This window comes from Terriglobales bacterium, from assembly GCA_035567895.1.
In the GTDB taxonomy this organism is placed as follows: domain Bacteria; phylum Acidobacteriota; class Terriglobia; order Terriglobales; family Acidobacteriaceae; genus Gp1-AA112.
In genome coordinates this window covers 60,680-79,633 of sequence record DATMPC010000028.1, presented here as the reverse complement: position 1 = coordinate 79,633, position 18,954 = coordinate 60,680, and the positions used below count along the sequence as shown (strand labels likewise).

The following is an 18,954-nucleotide window of genomic DNA, read 5'->3' as shown; positions in this document are numbered from 1 at the left end:
GAGAACCCAAGGTCAGGAAGAATTTGGGAGAAAATTCTCCTTCAACTAGAAGCTGGTAGCCTGTTTCTCGACCTCAATCGCTAAGTCGGGACGTAGCCGGAACAGTCCTTCCAGGTGGTATGCCACTCGCTCGAGTGGAATCGAAAGATACTCCCCTGTTTCAAGAAATCCCCGAACATATAGTTCTGCAAACTTCTGTACACCGAGTTGCCTGTATTGCACAACGTGAACGAGTTCGTGGAAGAGCAACGAGGAAGTGAACTCATCTTGCGCGACGATTACATTAACGAATGTAACCGCCGCCATCCGCCGAAACTGCGGCAGATTCTGAAAGCCCATGCGCTCCAGTTCAGCATAAAACGGCGGATTCTGTAGGTATCTCACTCGCGCGAGGCGCACTCGATCAAGCACGTCACCGGGAAAGTGGACCGCCAACGAAGCCCGCTCACTGTTGCTCAGCGGTCGCGATGCTGGTGCATGCGCCCGGCGCTGCTCCTCGATGAATAACGCGACGTTGGAGATGAGCTCAGTGATCTGCCCAGGTGTGAGTGGGAGACGAGTCATCAAACGACTATATCGCCTTCCACCGGTCGAAAGATCGTCCCGTTGTGGGACTAAAGTTAAACCGCCGATGGTCTCCACACTGGCAAAGATGCCTCAGAGCTGTTATCCAGCCAAATGGAATTGTGACAAGTAATCAGGAATTATTTACCTGTGCCAGGCGCAGCACGGGATTATCTGTCGCAGGCTCAGCAGGTTTACTTGGCATGCACATTGCAACTTCACAGACGTTACCTGAAATCGATTTGCCTGTGGAGAACGCATGTCTCAGTCAACTTCGAAATCGGCGAGTTGTTTTCAGATTTGGAGCACATTGGAGGTTAGGGTGCGTCAAGACACAAGCCCGTGTTTTAGAGCATGGTCGACTCTCGCGCTGTTTGACTACTTCCAGAATGAGACTCCGCTAAGTACGAAGAACGAGCGCGATCCTTGTGCGAGAGGAAATCGGAGCCAGACTGAGCAAAGCACGGAAGCAATTCGTGCTGAGCTTCAGGAGCTGCTACGGAGTGCCTACGCCGAGAGTTGGAAAGTCCGAGCAGGCAGGAGAGAGAAGAATCAGCAATAACAAACGAAGCATCGTTGTTCCTTAAGCCTGACCCGCGAGGCCGCTTAGGCTCTACGCTGTCCCTTTCCTTGTAATTCTCTCTTGCAATGCTATGCAGGCAGCCAGGGCCGCTGCCTTGTGATCGGCGGTCCAGGGAGGACCGATTATCTTGCCCGCGTCCGCAACCCTCTGTTTCGTGGTTTCTGTGGAATCTGCCAGAGCGCCTTTGGCTACCTTTTCCAAGTCGCGCTCACGGTATCGAGCTACCGGAATTTTCAGCGTCGCGCAAGCATTGCTCACGACTTCGCGAAACAACTCTCCTTCGGCGGTGTGGATCAACGGATGCGAAGCCAGAATCTGCGGCAGCGCGGGCAAAGATCTTCCGGAGGCCAGCAGCAGCGCCGTAGCTGTAACCTTATATCCTCGCGCAGTTATCTGTTTTGTAGCGGCCTCAATCGCTTCGCGTGCAAGATGTTCCGATTCGGCACGATATTGGGCGAGAAACCCCTCGGCTTTCTGAAGACCAAGCTCCTCAGCATGATGAAATGGCTGATTACCTCTCGGTCCGTCATCGCTTGTGACTACAATTCGGCGGCGATCGATAATCTCGATTGCCTCGCTGACTGCGACCAAGACTCCCCATCCGGAATGCATGCGAATGCCGAGCGCCGCACGCTTCATGGCTGCCTCTTGTCTCGGAGAAGTCTATTCCTGGATCGACACGCCTTGAAAGGATTTACAAACGAGACGAGGCGGGAGCGTGCGTGGCGAAGCGCAGCAGAAGTACGACGAGGGAAAAACTTCGCACGCCAACCCGCGGATGCACGCCTAACTGTCTTATTGCACGTTCTGCTGTACTGCCTCACTGCGTGTTGCTGATAGGTCTCACCTTTTCGCGTGCTTAGCCGGCAATGTCGGTTGCGCGACGACGTACGCGCGAAGCTTGCGCTCCCAAGCCACGGCGAGCTTCATCGAACCTATCTTCGACCCCCCTGCGGAATTCTGGTCCAGAACGCGGAGCCAGTAACATGGCGAGCAGAGTTCCAAGTCCTGCGCCAATCATCAGAAAGACAATCGCCGTCTTGGCGTGTTCTGCCCTGGAACACTGGGCGGCACGGTATTCAGCGTATTTTTGATAGTCGTTCATACCAGTTCTCATCCGGCTTTGCGGGTTCGCCGTTTGCGCCCGGTCTGCGCATCTTCGCGAATCGCGACTACGCGATTGTTGCGTTTAAGCTCGTCGTTGGCTTGCTGATTGGAGATTCCGGGGGCCTGTTTCCTCTGTCCGAGGGCGCGCAAATCCTGCTGGGGACGACCTTCCGTAATTGGACGCAGTTTGCTCTTGCTGCCGCCTGCTCCTTTTTGCTTCTGCGACGATTGATGGTGGCGATTGCTGTGCCGTTCCCAAGCCTCCGACATGGCCAGATCCTTCTCGTCGGAGAACTCGAGATCGAGATCCTCATCATCACTGAACTTTGCGGCTGCTGCATGTGCGGCGCGAGAACCCCCTCCTTGCGCGGAACCGAACATCCGTACACGAGCTTCCCGCGTTACGAGGCGCGAGTCGCCGCCCCCTCCTCGCACGCCTTGCGAGATTTCGCGCAGAGCCGCACCCGATGCTTCGGGCCGAGTAGCTTTTACCGCCAAATCGCCGATCGAAATCATACCCACTAATTCTCCGTCCTGGCACACCGGCAGGCGGCGGATCTGCTTGTCGGCCATGAGTCGTGCAGCTTCTTCCACGTCAACATCCGGCTCAATCGTCTCGAGTTCATGGCTGAGCACCTCCTCGACGTTTGTGTCGGCGGGGTCTTTGCCTTCGGCAACACAGCGCACAACGATATCGCGATCCGTGATGATGCCAACCAGGTCATCTTCTTCGTCAACCACGGGTATGGCTCCAACGTTTTCAACTTTCATGATGGAAGCCGCTTCTTCCAACGTGCTGTTCATCTGAACTGTTTCGACTTCGGTGGTCATGACCTCAGCAACTTTCATTCAGCACCTCTCCCTTACGTGTTGTGTGCGCGGATAATGCGCGAGAATTGAACAATGACTTTATTTGTCGAGCCAGCAATAGTTAGGAAACACCGGGCGAGGATTCAGTTGTATTAGCAGAATTCAAAAGCGGAGCAGCGGACGCAAGCAGCTGAGGCAAGTCAAAGATTGTGACGGGCTTGGTAGAGACGCAGCATTCTGCAGGGCCTCAAGACTAGCTGCTGCCACAACGGCCTAAGCAACTTCTTCCGGCTCTTCTCTCCGACTTGCTCTTGGCCTTCTGAACTTGAACTCATAGACAAACAATCCGATCAGGACTACGAAGCCTGCCATCACCCATATCAGGTGCCGGGCCATTACCGCTGTGACCAAAACTACGATTCCCGGACCGAATCTGACCACGAGAAAGCCAAGAATCAGAAACCGAATCACCCGCCCGGCGAAAATGGCAAGCATGAACAAAGCGGGCCGCATTTCGAACACTCCAGCGGCAAGCAGGAAGAGCTTGAAGGGAGTCGGAGGCGGGAGCATCGCCGGGACCATCATGGCGAAGAACTCCTGATTCTCGAAGCGGTCGCGCAGTCGCTCGAAGCGCTTACGATCGACGTGCTTCAGGAGGAGCAGCTCTCCTCCAGCGCGACCGATTCCGTATGGGATCAGGCTACCCAATGCAGATCCGAATGCGGCCATAAAAACGCACAGCCATATCTTCAGAGGATGGGCGTAGACATATCCAGCAACAACTGGGTCAAGCGGAATACCAAAAGCAGCAGAGTCAATAAACGCAACTGCAAGGATTCCCCAGGAACCAAGTGGTTCGACGACTGACCAGACAAAATGCGAATACCGGGCGAGGATGTGTTTGATGGCGTTCAAATCGGATGGGAAATTTTATTGTAACGTGCTGGCCAACGAGCGGCTCAGTACCGGAGGCCGTAGCCGCCGGGTGCATGAGCGCCTGGACGATGTGCGGCGGCATTGAGGCAAATTGAGTGACCCAGCGGCTACCGCAGCCGTACTGACTAATGCTCGGTTTTGCCCGCGAGCAAGTCGAGCGCGTGGGGAATCAGGGGCAGCACGACTTTCAGGGACTGCTCTGCACCTGCGGGATTTCCGGGCACGTTTAGGACGATCGAGGTCCCTAGTGTTCCGCATACTCCGCGCGTGAGCGCGGCAAAAGGAGTCTGCTTCAGTCCCTCAGCGCGCATTAACTCGGCAACGCCGTCGAGCAGGCGCTCGCATACTCTGCGCGTAGCTTCTGGGGTCACGTCACGCGCTGCGATTCCCGTGCCTCCGGTGGTCACGACGAAGCGAGCCTGAGCTGCTGCTGTGCGCAGAGCTGCCGCAATTTGCTGAGCCTCGTCAGGAAGAACCTTGCTCAGCGAGATTTCGAATCCTGCATCTTTGAGGACTTGTTGCAATCTCGGTCCGGAGAGATCTTCGCGTGATCCGCGAAAAGAGGAGTCGCTGATCGTGAGAACTGCAGCGGTCAGCTTCACGCGTCGAGCACGTTCTCTTCCGCGTCGCGGTTAGCTTCATCGAGTAGACGCAAGCCTTCCATCAGCAGGCCCTGAGTGGAACGTGTGGTGGTCTGCTCCGAGCTGCTGCCGCTGAAGTCGATCTCGAAAAGTCCTTCAGTCCAGGTGAGAACCTTGAAGACAGCTTCGTCTCCGCGAAGTCCGCCGAACAGAGCGTGATTGATTTGTCCATCATTGAAGTAAAGGTCGCAACGCTGTCCGGCGTTGCTAAGAGTGAGGCGGCAGGTTTTGTGACCGAGCTCCAGCGATTGGAACAGGTCCATGGTATTCATCTGCTGCAGGTTGCCCCGGACTACCGACTCCCCGGGCGCTTCCCGCGCCATCTTCTCCAGAGAAATCTTGTCGACTACGCGCTTGATGCGGCGGGAGATCTCTTTGGTGAAAAATGGCTTCTCGATGATGTCCTCGACCTGGTCCTGCATGGAGCGGAGTTGCTCGGTGATCTCGCTGCGGGTTGCGATGAGAATTGCGGGAAGCTTGGCGGTTTGGCGCCGTCCGTGAATCTTCTCGATCAACTGCTTACCATTTAACTCAGGCAGGGAGTAGTCGGAGATGAGCAGGTCGGGCGGCGATTCCACTACGTGCATCAGGGCCTCTGCAGCATTCGCGATGGTTTTTATCGTCGCGAACGGCGAGATCACCTGCCTGAGCAGCGCCAGAATCATCGGGTTGTCGTCCACCAGCAGGACGCGAATGTTGGATGCCATACTCAGGTCTTATCGGCTCGTCCGGCGTGGCGGACGGGAGTTTCCCGGTTGTCGGACGTACGGACCGCTCTTGCCGCCGGACTTCTTCTCCAGGCGGATGTGCTCGATGACGATGCCCTTGTCCAGCGCCTTACACATATCGTAGACCGTCAGGGCGGCAACGCTTGCTGCTACCAGCGCTTCCATCTCGACGCCAGTAATGGCAGTCGTAGTTACTTTCGAGGCAATAGCGACGCCATTCTCGCATATGCGAGTGGTCACATCAATGAACGTCAGGGGAAGGGGATGACACATTGGTATCAAGTCTGAAGTTCGCTTAGCCGCCGCGATGCCGGCGAAGCGAGCCACTTCCAGAGGATCGCCCTTGGGATTGCTGGGGAGGGCGGCAAGCACAGCTTCAGACATGCGCACGAACGCGGAGGCTTCTGCTTCCCGCTTGGTCGGCTGCTTCTCCGAAACATCGACCATCGTTGCACGGCCACTCCGATCGTAGTGTGAGAGTTTGCGGGCCATTAGCTCTGCAGAGGTAGAACGGTCATCCATTCTCCGGGATTGAAATGCTCACGATCCGGCGGGATCACGAGCAGGCAATCTCCCCGTGAGAAGGCTGCAACATCTCCGGATCCCTGCCATTTAACCGGCGCCACTTCAGGATCATCCCAGTTTCCTGACAACTGCGCTGGAAGAAAACGAGTGAGCCCTGTCTTAACACGAACTTCTTTTACCAGTCGGGCCTTCGTTCCTCGCAAGCCTGATCCTGGTGCTCCCGATAATGCTCGAAGCAGAATACTGGCGAAAAGTTCGAACGTGACCATGGTAGAGATGGGATTTCCCGGTAATCCGAGGAAGTACATCAAACGTCCATGCGACGTGGAAAGAGCGCGCCCGAATACGAGCGGCTTTCCCGGTTGAATCTGCACTCCGGTAAACAGGAATTCAGCGGAGAACTGCGAAAGAACGTCCTCTACCAAGTCGTATTCACCAGCAGAGACGCCACCGCTCAGCAGCAGCAAATCACTCTCGAGTCCCTGGGCAATCAGTTCGCGCAAACGTTCAGGCTCGTCCGGCGCTATAGGAAGCTGGATCGGCTCCCCTCCGGCGGCAATCACCTGCGCTGCCAACGAAAAGCTGTTGGAGTTGCGAATCTGATTGCTGGCCGGTTCGGAGTCGATAGACACCACTTCATCGCCGGTTGGGAGGATGGCAACTCGTGGGCGGGAGTACACGCTGACTTTCGACTTACCCACCGCAGCAGCCAGTGCGACTTGAGCGTGGGAAACGCGGGTTCCTCGTTCAATCAGCACGGCTCCCGCGCGGGCTTCACTGCCAAGAGGCACGACGTTCTCCCCATTTGTCACCGATCTCAGCAGGCGAACGGAATCGCCTTTTCGCTCAGTGTGCTCGACCATGACCACTCCGTTCGCTCCGCTGGGAACAGGAGCACCGGTCATGATCGAAATTGCTTGCCCCCTCGAAAGCTTGGTGAAACCTTCAGGAAGTTCGCCGCCTGCGCGTATCTGCCCTACGATTCTGAGTTCGGTCGGAATGAGCTGGACATCTTCGGCACGCACTGCGTAGCCGTCGCGTGTAGCGCGAGGAAATGGAGGTAAGTTGCGATCCGCGACGATCTCCTCGGCTAACGTGCGTCCCAGGGATTCGAGAAGTGGCACCTGCTCGCTAGTGCGGGGCTGTTTGCGCAGCAACTCTGCTTGAGAACGCACACATTCCTGGGCATCTTCGAAGCTGAGCAGTCTCTCGATTCGGCTGTGGGCTTGGCTCGCGGACATTCAATCAAAAAAGGGCGGCCAAACAGGCCGCCCTGAACATTGTAGTGGCTGAACGTCTACTTCTTTGTCGTCTTGAAGCCGGTGGTGATCTTTGCGCCGAGAGTATCAAGCATCTGCTTGGCGCCGTCGGCGTAGGGACCGGTAGGCTGAAGCTCCAAATACTTGTTGAAATCATCGACTGTACCGGCCGGTGCAATCATCTTTCCCTGCTTGTCGACGGTCGCCTTCTGCAGCGAATTGATGGCGCGCTGATAGTACGCGTCGGCGTGAGTTGGGTCGGCTTGGATGGCTTTCGTGAAAGCGGTGTTAGCCTCGTCTGCCTTTCCCGTATTGGTAAGCACTGCGCCTTCGTTGTAATAGAACTGCGAGGCACGCGTCGGATCCTGTTCGGCTGCCTTGTTGTAAGCGTCGATCGATTCGGGAATCTTATTCGTCCGAGCATAGGCCTGGCCGAGATTGTTGTAGTAGGAGGCCACCATCTGCTTGGAGTTCGCGCGTGTTTGCGTTGAGCCGATTTGGACGGCCTTGTTGTAGGCGTCGATCGCCTCGGGGTATTTCTTGGCGGCAAGTAAGGCGTCACCATAGACCCCGTACACCTGATCGTGCTGGCTATTGTCAGCCTCTGCCGCTTGCTGCATCACCTGGACAGCGCCGTCGTAATTCTTGGCGGTCATGTCCGCCTGAGCTTCCTTCAGCAGGTTGTTGAGATTGCCGATCTTCGCGTTTTCCTTCAGGATCTCGGCATTCTTCTTGTTAGTCTCTTCAATCTGCTTCTTTTGCTCCTCGGTCAGCTTGGGCTGGGTTTCTTGCTTTCCGGTTGGTGCAGGAGCTTGGACGGCTTCCTGTCCGGCCGGTGCCGGGGTGAGATCCATGTCCAGCTGGTTCACTTCCACACTGAGCGAAACCTGGAACTTAGTGCTGTACACAAGCTTGCCGTCTTTGGTGACGGTCACGTCGTATTTTCCGGGAGAGACGCCAATGCTGAAGAATTCGCCTTTCTTGTCGGTCTTCAGGTTGTACTTGCGGCCAGTCTCGGAATCCCTAAGTTGCACGGCCAAACCGGGCATACCCCCGGTCGCGTCTTTTACTGAACCTTTTATAGTGGCGGTCTGTGCCAACGCGCTGATTGCGCTAAGCAGCACGAAAATGAATGCAATCGCGCCTGTTTTGAGCTTCATACAATTCCTCCCCACGCATCGATGACATCTAATCTGTGATGCAACGTCCGGCTGCAGCTTTGTTGCTTTCGCGCTGCCACCCGCAAAACAAGGTAAATCGAACATAGTGCCCACTTCAAGGGCAGCAGCAAGAATCGGGCCATCGGGTGATCGGGCCATCGGGTGAAGTAACGGCCAAGAGCTCACATTTTGGGATTTCGCGATTTTGTGATTTTGCGATTTTTAATCACCAAATCACCAAATCGCAAAATCAGAAAATCGCCAGTTCTTACTTCACCCGATCACCCGATGGCCCGATCCCTCAGACTCCCTTCATCATCGGCTCCCAGATGAACTTGTGAATCTGCAAACCGAGGCGAACATTCAGCCCATCCGCAAGGATCCACTCCACGAGTTCTCTGGGGTCGAGAAGACAGTTGCGAGCGTCGCGTGCGGGACCGGCGTCCTGGCGAAAGGCGGGAGAGAACAAAACATCGCCTACGCGGGATTCAAACCCATGTTCCCGGACAAAGTCGCGGGCAAATTCATAGTCTCCACGGTCGGCTATCACGAACTTCACTTCATCGTTTGCGGTCAGCGCGTCGAGGTTCTCCAACCGAAAACTGCCCCCCTCGCCGGAAGCCGGACACTTTACATCCACGATCTTGTGGACTGATTTGGGAACGCTCCCCAGCGGGCGCTCCCCACTGGTTTCAATCAAAACCCGATAATCCTCAGCCAGCAACCTTGCCATGAGCGGCACAACTTCTCGCTCCTGCAGCATGGGCTCGCCTCCAGTGATCTCCACGAGCTTCACCGGAGCAAGCTTCTTCACCTCGGCCAGGACTTCGCCCAGAGACATCTTGCGGCCGCCGGTGAAGGTGTACTCGCTGTCGCACCAGGAGCAGCGCAGATTGCATCCGGCCAGGCGCACGAAGATACACGGTAGCCCCGCGAAGGAGGACTCACCCTGAACGGACTTGTAGATTTCGATGATGTACATGCAGGGTCACCACAGAGGACACAGAGGATCACGGAGGAAGCGAATTAAGAATTGATTTCCTCTGTGCCCTCTGTGTCCTCCGTGGTTAATTATTCCGAATATCTCGCCGTCGTCGTATCCGTTTCCCAAATCGTCACTTCCTTCACGCTAACGCGACCTGAGGTTGAAGTCCTGAGAGTGACATTGGTTTCGTCGAAGAAAAACTTAGCCAGATTCTCAGCCGATGGATTGAGCGTGGTGAAGGGCGCAACGTCGTTAATCATGCGATGGTCGAGGCGGTCGATCACTGGCTTCATGACCAGCTTGAGTTCCTTGAAATCGAGGAGCAGGCCAGCATGATCGAGTTCTTTCCCTTGCAGCGTAATCTGGACTTTGTAATTGTGGCCGTGCGGGTTCTCGCACTTCCCACGGTAATTGCGCAGGTAGTGTCCCGCGGCAAAGCTATCTTCAACAGTAACTTCGTACATGCTTCCTCAAGGTTGGTCCTCGCAGAGAGAAAAACAGAAACTCAGATTTCCGGCGATTTAGGACGTTCGCAGCCGATTGGAGGACTTGTTTCTATTGTATCGCGATGGCTCGGTGCGGCTCCCTCAACGATCGCTTAGCTCGGAGGCCCGCAGGCTGTAGTACACGCCGAACACGCCGCAGACGGCTGAGGCCAGGAAGAGAAAGATACTGCGCGTGATCCAGACGCTGTGCAGCAATTCGGCATCGGCAAATGCTCTCTGCGGCTTCGGGAGCATCGCAATACTGATTTGCGCCCCCCAACGCAGACCTACGATCGCTGAGACGAAGAGCGCGATACAAGCTGTCCATAGTATGCGCACTCGGGCCAGGGAGTTCACCGATGAGATTCTAAATCGACAGCGTGAAATCGGGCCGGGCTTCGGGTGTTTCTCACATCGTGATTTGGTGATTTCGTGATTTGAATATCACAGCATTCTCACCAGCACGACTGCTGTTAACGACAACTGTCATCCTGAGGCCCGGTGTTGGCCGAAGGATCTCCCGGAATATTGCGCTTTCAATTGCTCTGTCGCGGCTCTTTCACGAGAACTGGCCGAAGAGCCGGGAGGGAGCGATTAAGCTCGACGCATCTCGGGAGATCCTTCGGCCAACACCGGGCCTCAGGATGACAGGTGTCTGGGGCGTACAGCACTCTTGGTAAGGTAAGCAGAGTACACAGCCGAGGGGCCGTGCCAGAACACCTGTTAATTCTTCTTTTCTGAGAAGAATTTCTCGACGTCTTCCAATCCGTTCGCCACTCCATACTTCGGAAGACTCTCGAGGAACACTCGCCCATAGCGCTGGCGATTGATGCGATTGTCCAGCAGCACCAGCACTCCGCGATCGTGAAGCGATCGAATCAACCGCCCGAAGCCCTGCTTCAGCGTAATCACCGCTCCGGGAACCTGGTATTCCATAAAAGCATTGCCCCCATCGGCAGCAATCGCTGCCACGCGAGCTGCTACGACGGGATCGTTTGGCACCGCGAAAGGCAGGCGATCGATAATGACGCAACTGAGCTGGTCGCCTTGTACATCCACGCCCTGCCAGAACGAGGACGTGGCAAACAGGATTGCATTGGGCGTAGTACGGAACTCTTCTAGCAAAGCGGTGCGAGGCGCCGATCCTTGGATGAGCAAGGGATATTCAACTTCGCCTAGGAGCCTATCGTAGATGTCATGCATTTGCGCGTAGCTGGTGAATAGGCAGAAGGCACGTCCATGCGTGATCTCAAGCACGCGACGAATCACCTGCGCCGAGCGGGGAGCAAATTGGTCGCTGCGTGGATCGGGCAAATCCGGCGGGACGTAGAGTATGGCTTGACGTGAATAATCGAAATGGGAAGGCACGATCAAGGAACGTGCATGATCGAGTCCCAGTCGGCGCTGGATGTAGTCGAAGCCGTTGCTTACCGCAAGTGTCGCCGACGTGAGAACCGCAGTATCGAGGTTCTCGAATAATGTTTGTCGCAGAAGTTGAGAAACGTCAATGGGAGTTGCCTGGAGTGAGACGATGCGTACTCCTGAACGTCCGCGTCCCAGCCCACCGCGGCGTTCTATCCAAAAGACCGTGTTGCGATCCTTTGATTCCAAAATGAAAGAGAGCTGCACCTTCAACTCTTCCGCGCGCCGCATGAACTGAAATAGTTCCTCCGGCTTTTCCTTGATGCCTTCCAGCTCGGCCATCAGGCGCGTGAGCGCATTCATCACGGAGATGTATTCATCCCCGTTTTCTTCGAGAAATCCTTCGCGGTTGTTAAAGGCGAAGCGTCCTTCACCCGGCGGAATCAGGCCAAAGAAGAATTGCGAACGCTCGCGCAGGTTGGCGCAGGCCAGCGACACGGATACAGGCAGAGTTTTGCGCTGACGCAGTGTGGTTTCCACGTCACGCGCCAACTCGTCCAGGCGCAGGTTGCTGACCGACACTCCGAAATAGCTGCCCGCTACTTCCTCAAGGTCGTGCGCTTCGTCGAAGATCGCAATCCCTGCCTCCGGCAGTACGCCCGCGTCAGGAGCCTGTTCAGCAGCGCGCTTAATCGCCAGATCGGCAAAGAACAGATGGTGATTGACGATGACGATGTCGCTTTCCAGCGCGCGCCGTCGCATTTCGGTGATAAAGCAGCGATCAAATTGCGGGCATTTCTGTCCTGTACAGGCGTCGGAGCGGGCGTCGATCTTGTGCCAGAGTGCGCTGGCTTCGGGCAGTCCGGAAATTTCCGCACGGTCCCCTGTATCGGTGTGCTGCTCCCATTCCGCAATGGCCTGGTATTGCTCAACCTCGGCGAGCTCGCGCAGAATCGGCTGATTCTTGAGATCGTAGAGTTTCTGGCGGCAGAGATAGTTGTTCCGCCCCTTCATGTAGCAGACGCGCAGCTTACCCTCACCGTTGGGGAACAGCACTTGTTCCAGAAAGGGAACGTCCTTATAGAAGAGCTGCTCCTGGAGGTTCTTCGTTCCCGTGGAGACGACGACACGTTTGCCGGAACGGATCGCCGGCAATAGATAGGCGAGCGTCTTGCCCGTTCCCGTACCGGCTTCGACGAGCAGGTGCTTTTTACCCGTAATCGCCTGCTCGACCGCCTCTGCCATTTGGAGTTGGCCGCGTCGGAATTCGTAGGCAGGATGCGAGCGGGAGAGCGCTCCGCCGGGGGCAAAGAATGAATAGAGCGAGCCTGTAACTCGCGCAGGCTCCGAAGCGGTCGCATTTTGAGGAACGGAAGACAAGGGACCCGGCCGCGCACGGGCAGCGCGGAACGAATCTTTATAATAGCTTGAGTTGCTTGCGATGCTCTGCTAAGTGATTTCGCGATTCGAATGAATTCGTGACGCGATCACAGATCAGATTCACATCCGGCTGCAGCCGGCCAAATCCACAAACTCGCCAACTGAGCCTTCCTTGCCAAAGACTTCCGCCAATCTCGCCAAGCCCCCAAAGACTGGGATGGTCGGCAAGTTGCCGGTCCTCGCCATTGTGGGCCGGCCTAACGTGGGCAAAAGCACGCTCTTCAATCGTCTCATCGGCAGCCGAAGGTCAATCGTCGGCGATGAGCCCGGAATCACCCGCGATCGCTTATACGGAAAAGCTCGCTGGAATGGACGGGAAGTCGAAGTCATCGACACCGGTGGGATCATTCCCGATGAGAAGGAACTGATTCCGGCCGAGATCTATCGACAGGCGCGAGTCGCGCTCGAACAGGCTGACGTAATTGCGATGGTGGTCGACGGCCGCACAGAGCTGGCATCGCCGGATATCGAACTGGCGCGATTGCTCGTCCGCAGCGGCAAGCCGATCTTGCTGGCGGTAAACAAGATTGATACTCCAAAGCTGGAAAATATCGTGGAAGATTTCCGGCGGCTTGGGATCAGGAACGTTTTCCCCGTTTCGGCAGAGCATGGCAATGGACTCGGCGAGTTGCTGGACGCAGTGCTCGAGAGATTGCCGCCTGTAACACGTGGAGAAGATGCGTCGGAAAGAATAGAGGTACAGCCGCCCTCGGCTGTGTTTGACCAGGCCGAAACACAGGCGGGGGCGCCTGTGCCACAGGATCAGAAGGAAACAAAAATCGCAATCATCGGTCGTCCGAATGTCGGAAAGTCGACGTTGCTGAATCAGCTCACCGGGACGTCACGAGCGATTGTTTCCCCAATCGCAGGCACCACCCGCGATGCAGTGGATGAACTGGTCGAGCGCGACCAGCAGCGCTATCGCTTCATCGACACTGCCGGCATCCGCCGTAAAGGCAAAACCAAATTGATGGCGGAGAAGCTTTCAGTGGTGATGTCGCGCAAGCACCTCGAAGCCGCCGATGTCGCTCTGCTGGTGATCGATGCCGTAGAGGGAGTAACTGCGCTCGATGCGACTATCGGCGGATATGCTCACGAGAGCGGCCGCTCCGTTGTAATTGTCGTAAACAAATGGGACTTGGTGGGGCCCCAGCGTCAGGATGGAAAACCCCCTGCCGATCAGGCGCTGTTCGAGAAGCAAATTCGTTCAGTGCTCAAATATCTGAGCTACGCTCCGGTGCTGTTCATTTCGGCAACCAGCGGCAAGAATGTGGACCGCGTCTTCTCTACCGTGCAGCGAGTTGCTCTGGAGCGCCGCAAGCGAATCTCTACGGGAGAGATGAACCGTTTTTTGAAGAGCGTAGATTTCGAGCGCGCCTCGTCGCCGGGCTATGGAATCCGCATTCAGTACATGACTCAGGCTGCGATTTCTCCACCGACATTCGTTGTCTTCACCAATCGTCCGGGGAAATTGCACTTCTCCTATCAGCGCTTCCTTGAAAATCAGATTCGGCGAGCCTTTGGGTTTGAAGGAACGCCGATCTGGATCAAGGCGAGAGGAAAAGAGAAAACCTGATCGCATAGTGCCTGATCCCGAAACGGAGCGCCGGGGCGCCCTCTCCTGGCATACGAAAATCTGCGAAAACTAATTCTTGAGCTTATGCAAGCTTGTTCGTAACGCCGGGCGGGGGCGCCCCGACGCTCCGTTTCTCGGATACGAAAGGAGATCATGTCCACGATCGACGAAGTCCTTCAGGCTAACGAGAAGTACGCACAGAAGCATGCGTCGCGTCATCTTTCGCCGCGGCCCACGCGACGGCTCGCTGTAGTTACATGCATGGACACCCGTTTGACCAAAGCAACGTTAGGGCTCGACGACGGCGATGCGCACATCATCCGCAATGCCGGTGGCATTGTCACTGAAGATGCCTTGCGCTCGCTTCTCGTCTCCCACTATCTGCTTGGGACAGAAGAGTTCATGGTGATCAATCACACCGACTGCGGCCTAATGCGCTCTACCGAAGACGAGCTGCGAAGCATGATCGAGCGCCACGCCGGAACAGCAAGTCTGTCCCCGGAACGCTTTTACGCATTTAAGAAGCCTGAAGAGAACGTCCGCAAACAGCTCGAGAAATTGAAGTCCCACCCTTGGGTGAATAAGGAGATCACAGTGCGCGGGTTTGTGTACGACGTGGACAGCGGGAGACTGAAGGAAGTGTTTGCGTGAGAACGGCAATAGGCGATAGGCAATAAGCAATAGGCTAAAGCAGACGACCGGGAGATTCTCGCCGTTGTTTTTGCCTATTGCCCATTGCTTATCGCCGCTTCTCAAACTCCTTCCGCATTCTTTCCCAGGTAACATCGAGCGCCTCAGGGAGCACACGTGTCTCGCCGACGACGGTCATGAAGTTTGCATCGGCGACCCAGCGCGGAAGCACGTGCATGTGAACGTGTCCAGCGATTCCGGCTCCTGCGGCGGCTCCGATATTCATTCCCAGGTTGATACCGTCTGGGTTGTATAGGCTGCGCAAGACGGATTCGGTGCGCTGGCACAAGTCCATCATCTCGTGCGCCGATTCACGAGGAAGTTTCCTGAGTTCGTCGAGATGGTCGTAGGGGATGACCATCACATGGCCTGACGTGTAAGGGAAGGCATTCAAGCAGATGTAGCAGGCTGTTCCTCGATAGACGATCCCAACTTTGCGGTCATCCTTTTCGTCCTTCGTATGACAGAAAACGCATCCTTGGGCTTCTTTCGTACCGGTGATGTACGCATAGCGCCAGGGAGTCCAGAGATAGTCCATAGACGCGGAAAGTATAGATGAGGTGTACTGTACGGCTGGTCAGCGCCGCGAGCAGCAGAGAATTCCCTGCTCGTTCCCTGTTAATTTCTTGCATCCCGCGCCAAATCCCGTTAAACGATTTGTTGACGGTCGCTTACGAAGAAATCCACAGAATTCGCTGTTGTTTCCCTGGTCTGACGCGAAATTCGCCGATTCTGGGCAGAATTCGATGATTTCAAGATTGAATTCGAAGAATAGCCTGTCGTTTTCCGTGATCTGTACTTGGCTAGTGAATTTTCCGCGGTCTTCGGCGAGGTATCGGCACACTCTATGTGCGTAGGTCGGATACTTTGGACGGCTCTGCAGCGCGAGGCATCTCTATTAGTTATCGCTTCGCGCGAAAATGACATTAACTCGCTATTCAACTTGAGCTTGCGGGGTTTGACACTGTCTCCGAGCGGTTGCTATAGTCAGAACATTGGCCAGCAACGGAAGCGTTGTTGGTTGATCCGGCCGCAGAGTTTCCTCTAGCCCGAACGGGCCCACACTCAAGAGAGCTTATGCAGCCATCAGTCCGCTCATCCGGGCAGCCGGGTACCACCCTCTGTCTCTTCGGGACGATCCCGTGGCGTGAGCGCGACCGAGAAGGACAATGTTGTTCGAAGAGAGCACAGCCCGCGACCTGAACCCGATCGTCGAAGAGGGCTCTGCAAGCACGCAGACTTCCTCACACGAACCTGAACCAGCAACCGCGCACACTGGAAGCTCGCAAAATTCCAATCACGAGAATACAACCCTGACTACTGAAACTGTTGAAACCACCGCACTCGCCACCGAAAACCCACAATCATCCGCTCCCGAGCTCGAGACCAGCGCTCACCACGCGCCGGAATCTCCACGCGAGGAGATGGACTTTGCCGCTGCCCTGGAAAGTTTTGAAGCCGAGCAATCGGCTGCAGAAACTGCCGCTCCCGCCGAGGACCATATCCAAAAGGGGACAGTGGTAAACCTGACCGAAAAGTATGTTGTCGTCGACGTCGGATTCAAATCCGAAGGCATGGTGCCAATTGCCCAAGTCATCGGACGCGACGGCCAGCCGCGCTTCAAGCCTGGCGACAGCATCGATGTGGTCATTGATCGCGGTGAGACAGAGGAAGGCTACACCCTGCTTTCGCACGAGAAGGCAGCCCGCGTCCGTGTTTGGGACGACATCGAGAAGGCTTACAACGACAAGAGCACCATCAAGGGCTATGTTGTCGATCGCGTGAAGGGCGGCCTCTCGGTGGATGTAGGGGGCGTTCGCGCCTTCCTGCCCGGTTCTCAGGTTGACCTGAAGCCGGTGCGCAACCTCGACGGCTACAAAGGCCACGAGATCGATGTCCGCGTCATTAAGCTGAACAAGAAGCGGGGCAACATCGTAGTTTCGCGCAAGCAACTGCTGGAAGAAGAGCAGTCGGAGAAGCGCTCCAAGACGCTGGAGCACTTGGAAGAGGGCGCTGTTCTCACGGGAACCGTTAAGAATCTTACCGATTACGGCGCGTTCGTCGATTTGGGCGGCCTCGACGGTCTGCTGCACATCACCGACATGTCGTGGGGACGCCTCACGCATCCTCGTGATCTGGTGAACGTTGGCGATGAGATCCACGTAAAGGTTCTTAAGTTCGACAAGGACAAGCAGCGGGTTTCGCTCGGTTTCAAGCAGCTCACCCCTGATCCTTGGCTCGATGCCGCGGAGCGTTATCCAGTGGGCGCGCACGTTAAAGGACGGGTTCTAAGCGTCACTGACTACGGAGCTTTTGTCGAGTTGGAACAAGGAATCGAAGGTCTTGTTCACGTCAGTGAAATGACGTGGTCCAAGCGGATGAAGCATCCATCGAAGATCGTGAAGCCTGGCGACGAAGTCGAGACTGTGGTGCTGAACGTGAACCCGACGGAGCGGCGCATTTCCCTTGGACTGAAGCAGCTTGAGCAGAATCCATGGGAGCAGTTGCACGAGAAGTATCCGGTGGGCAGCGTTGTCGAAGGCAAGGTTCGCAATCTGACTGACTTCGGCGCCTTCATCGAAATCGAAGACGGTATTGATGGCTTGGTACACGTCAGTAACCTGAGTTGGACCAAGCGCGTCAAGCATCCTTCCGAGGTGCTTAAGAAGGGCGAGAAGGTTAAGGCGCAAGTGCTCGCGATCGAGCCTGAGCATCGCCGACTTTCGCTCGGCATCAAGCAAATGCAGCCCGATGTATGGGAGACGTTCTTCGCTCAACATCGTCTCGGCGATGTCGTTCACGGCAAGGTGCTGCGCACAGCGCAGTTCGGAGCGTTCGTCGAGATCTCCGAAGGCGTTGAAGGCCTTTGCCATAACTCCGAGGCGACCGACTCACACGGCACTCCGCTCAAGCTTGAGCCGGGACAAGAGTACGACTTCAAGATCATCAAAATGAATCCGGAAGAGAAGAAGGTCGGACTCAGCCTCCGCGCAGTCGGCGAAGAGGCGAGCCGCGCGGACGTGGAAGCGTATAAGCAGCCGGTTTCTAGCTCAACCACAACGCTAGGCGAGATCATGAACTGGAAGCGCGCAAGCAACGATCAGGACTAAGGAAATCTCTCTCCTAATTCCGAAGGCCGCCAAAGATGGCGGCCTTTTTTGTTGTCTGCGTTACCTCTTCTGTGTACTAGGAAGAGGTGGAAATAGGTACAGTGCTCGAATGCCGCTTCAGGCGTTCTCCTACCAGGTCAGCGAGAGCGGCGATAAACGTTTGCGAATCGTTCAAGGACTGGGTGCGGGAAATCTCAATGCCGATCCGAGAACCGTAGTCGCGGAATCCGATATCGATATCGTAAAGGACTTCCACGTGATCGCATACAAATCCGACGGGTTGAATCAGCACATGCGAATGTCCTTCTTGCTTCAGAGTCCGTAACGTCTCCTCGACGGTCGGCCCAATCCACGGACCACCGGACATTCCCTGGCTCTGAAACGCGAACACCCACTGCGAATCAGGTAGGCCGGCTTCAAGCGCTACTAGTGCCGCCGTTTCCTTTGCCTGCTGCTCGTACGGATCGCCATCGGAAATCGTCCGGCTGGGAACGCTGTGGGCCGTGAACACCACCGCCGTCTGGCGTCCAACCTTCGCGAGAGCAGCTTGCAAGTGCTCTCCAAAGGCCTCGATCAGCCGAGGATGGTCGTGCCATGAGTCGACAAAATCAATCGCCATGCCTGCGGCTTCTTTGAACGCTGCATTCCGGTAGAGTCCAACGCTGGTGCGGGAATTTTGCGGCGCCAGGCACAGGGTCACCGCGCGAACGATACCTTCGTCACGCATGGCTTTCACTGTCTCTGCAATGTACGGTTTCCAATTGCGCATACCGACATAAACAGGCGTCGACAACACTTCGGAGAGCTTCTTGGCCTGCCGCATCGTGATTTCCGTCAAAGGAGAGCGCCCAATCAAGCCGTAACGATGAGCGACCTCCTGGATGACCGAATCTGGAATCGGCCGCCCCCCAGTGACGTTGCGCATATATTCGGGAATTTCGGAAACGTTATCCGGGGTTCCGTGAGCAAGCAGGAGAACAGCGGTCTTCATTT

19 protein-coding genes are annotated in these 18,954 nt (G+C 55.9%); 3 read left to right on the top strand and 16 right to left on the bottom strand.

Annotated features, from left to right (window positions below):
- Window positions 1-45 precede the first annotated feature (45 nt).
- The 14 genes from VNX88_07325 to VNX88_07260 all read right to left on the bottom strand — a co-directional run bounded on the left by VNX88_07325 (window position 46) and on the right by VNX88_07260 (window position 12,525).
- On the bottom strand, window positions 46-564 hold the full coding sequence (locus VNX88_07325; GenBank protein ID HWY68460.1) for a hypothetical protein: 519 nt from the start codon (window positions 562-564) through the stop codon (window positions 46-48).
- 613 nt (window positions 565-1,177) lie between these two features.
- Window positions 1,178-1,786 (bottom strand): hypothetical protein, encoded by a 609-nt coding sequence (locus VNX88_07320; GenBank protein HWY68459.1) that lies wholly within the window; start codon window positions 1,784-1,786, stop codon window positions 1,178-1,180.
- Between the two features lie 220 nt (window positions 1,787-2,006).
- On the bottom strand, window positions 2,007-2,252 hold the full coding sequence (locus tag VNX88_07315; protein ID HWY68458.1) for a YtxH domain-containing protein: 246 nt from the start codon (window positions 2,250-2,252) through the stop codon (window positions 2,007-2,009).
- An 8-nt stretch (window positions 2,253-2,260) separates the two neighbouring features.
- Window positions 2,261-3,103, bottom strand: a complete 843-nt coding sequence (locus tag VNX88_07310) for a CBS domain-containing protein (GenBank protein HWY68457.1) — start codon at window positions 3,101-3,103, stop codon at window positions 2,261-2,263.
- Window positions 3,104-3,337: 234 nt separating this feature from the next.
- Window positions 3,338-3,979: a VTT domain-containing protein gene (locus VNX88_07305; protein HWY68456.1), complete on the bottom strand. Its 642-nt coding sequence runs from the start codon at window positions 3,977-3,979 to the stop codon at window positions 3,338-3,340.
- A 146-nt stretch (window positions 3,980-4,125) separates the two neighbouring features.
- On the bottom strand, window positions 4,126-4,602 hold the full coding sequence (locus tag VNX88_07300; GenBank protein HWY68455.1) for a MogA/MoaB family molybdenum cofactor biosynthesis protein: 477 nt from the start codon (window positions 4,600-4,602) through the stop codon (window positions 4,126-4,128).
- Window positions 4,599-5,348 carry a response regulator gene (locus VNX88_07295; GenBank protein HWY68454.1) on the bottom strand — a complete coding sequence of 250 codons (750 nt, stop codon included), beginning with the start codon at window positions 5,346-5,348 and terminating at the stop codon, window positions 4,599-4,601. Before VNX88_07295 ends, VNX88_07300 begins: the two co-directional genes overlap by 4 nt.
- A 9-nt stretch (window positions 5,349-5,357) precedes the next feature.
- Window positions 5,358-5,861: a cyclic pyranopterin monophosphate synthase MoaC gene (gene moaC, locus VNX88_07290; protein HWY68453.1), complete on the bottom strand. Its 504-nt coding sequence runs from the start codon at window positions 5,859-5,861 to the stop codon at window positions 5,358-5,360.
- Entirely contained in the window at window positions 5,861-7,135 is a 1,275-nt protein-coding gene (gene glp / locus VNX88_07285) for a gephyrin-like molybdotransferase Glp (protein ID HWY68452.1), read from the bottom strand. The genes moaC and glp overlap by 1 nt, the downstream gene beginning before the upstream one ends.
- A gap of 56 nt (window positions 7,136-7,191) precedes the next feature.
- The gene (locus VNX88_07280) at window positions 7,192-8,313 is read right to left on the bottom strand and encodes a tetratricopeptide repeat protein (protein HWY68451.1); all 1,122 of its coding nucleotides are present in this window, start codon (window positions 8,311-8,313) and stop codon (window positions 7,192-7,194) included.
- Between the two features lie 301 nt (window positions 8,314-8,614).
- On the bottom strand, window positions 8,615-9,295 hold the full coding sequence (locus VNX88_07275) for a radical SAM protein (protein ID HWY68450.1): 681 nt from the start codon (window positions 9,293-9,295) through the stop codon (window positions 8,615-8,617).
- Window positions 9,296-9,384: 89 nt separating this feature from the next.
- On the bottom strand, window positions 9,385-9,762 hold the full coding sequence (queD, locus tag VNX88_07270) for a 6-carboxytetrahydropterin synthase QueD (GenBank protein HWY68449.1): 378 nt from the start codon (window positions 9,760-9,762) through the stop codon (window positions 9,385-9,387).
- 123 nt (window positions 9,763-9,885) lie between these two features.
- Window positions 9,886-10,140 carry a hypothetical protein gene (locus tag VNX88_07265; GenBank protein ID HWY68448.1) on the bottom strand — a complete coding sequence of 85 codons (255 nt, stop codon included), beginning with the start codon at window positions 10,138-10,140 and terminating at the stop codon, window positions 9,886-9,888.
- Window positions 10,141-10,506: 366 nt separating this feature from the next.
- The gene (locus tag VNX88_07260) at window positions 10,507-12,525 is read right to left on the bottom strand and encodes an ATP-dependent DNA helicase (protein ID HWY68447.1); all 2,019 of its coding nucleotides are present in this window, start codon (window positions 12,523-12,525) and stop codon (window positions 10,507-10,509) included.
- 172 nt (window positions 12,526-12,697) lie between these two features.
- Here VNX88_07260 and der point away from each other — a divergent pair, with 172 nt between their 5' ends.
- Both der and VNX88_07250 read left to right on the top strand, forming a co-directional pair.
- Complete coding sequence (gene der / locus VNX88_07255; protein ID HWY68446.1) at window positions 12,698-14,161, top strand: ribosome biogenesis GTPase Der; 1,464 nt, start codon at window positions 12,698-12,700, stop codon at window positions 14,159-14,161.
- Window positions 14,162-14,314: 153 nt separating this feature from the next.
- Window positions 14,315-14,812 (top strand): carbonic anhydrase, encoded by a 498-nt coding sequence (locus VNX88_07250; protein HWY68445.1) that lies wholly within the window; start codon window positions 14,315-14,317, stop codon window positions 14,810-14,812.
- Between the two features lie 88 nt (window positions 14,813-14,900).
- Here VNX88_07250 and VNX88_07245 read toward each other — a convergent pair whose 3' ends face one another.
- On the bottom strand, window positions 14,901-15,389 hold the full coding sequence (locus VNX88_07245) for an HIT domain-containing protein (protein HWY68444.1): 489 nt from the start codon (window positions 15,387-15,389) through the stop codon (window positions 14,901-14,903).
- 631 nt (window positions 15,390-16,020) lie between these two features.
- On the opposite strand from VNX88_07245, the gene VNX88_07240 reads away from it, so the two are divergent.
- Window positions 16,021-17,961 carry a 30S ribosomal protein S1 gene (locus VNX88_07240; protein HWY68443.1) on the top strand — a complete coding sequence of 647 codons (1,941 nt, stop codon included), beginning with the start codon at window positions 16,021-16,023 and terminating at the stop codon, window positions 17,959-17,961.
- A 76-nt stretch (window positions 17,962-18,037) separates the two neighbouring features.
- On the opposite strand, the gene hemH is transcribed toward VNX88_07240, so the two are convergent.
- Window positions 18,038-18,952 (bottom strand): ferrochelatase, encoded by a 915-nt coding sequence (hemH, locus tag VNX88_07235; GenBank protein HWY68442.1) that lies wholly within the window; start codon window positions 18,950-18,952, stop codon window positions 18,038-18,040.
- Window positions 18,953-18,954: the final 2 nt, after the last annotated feature.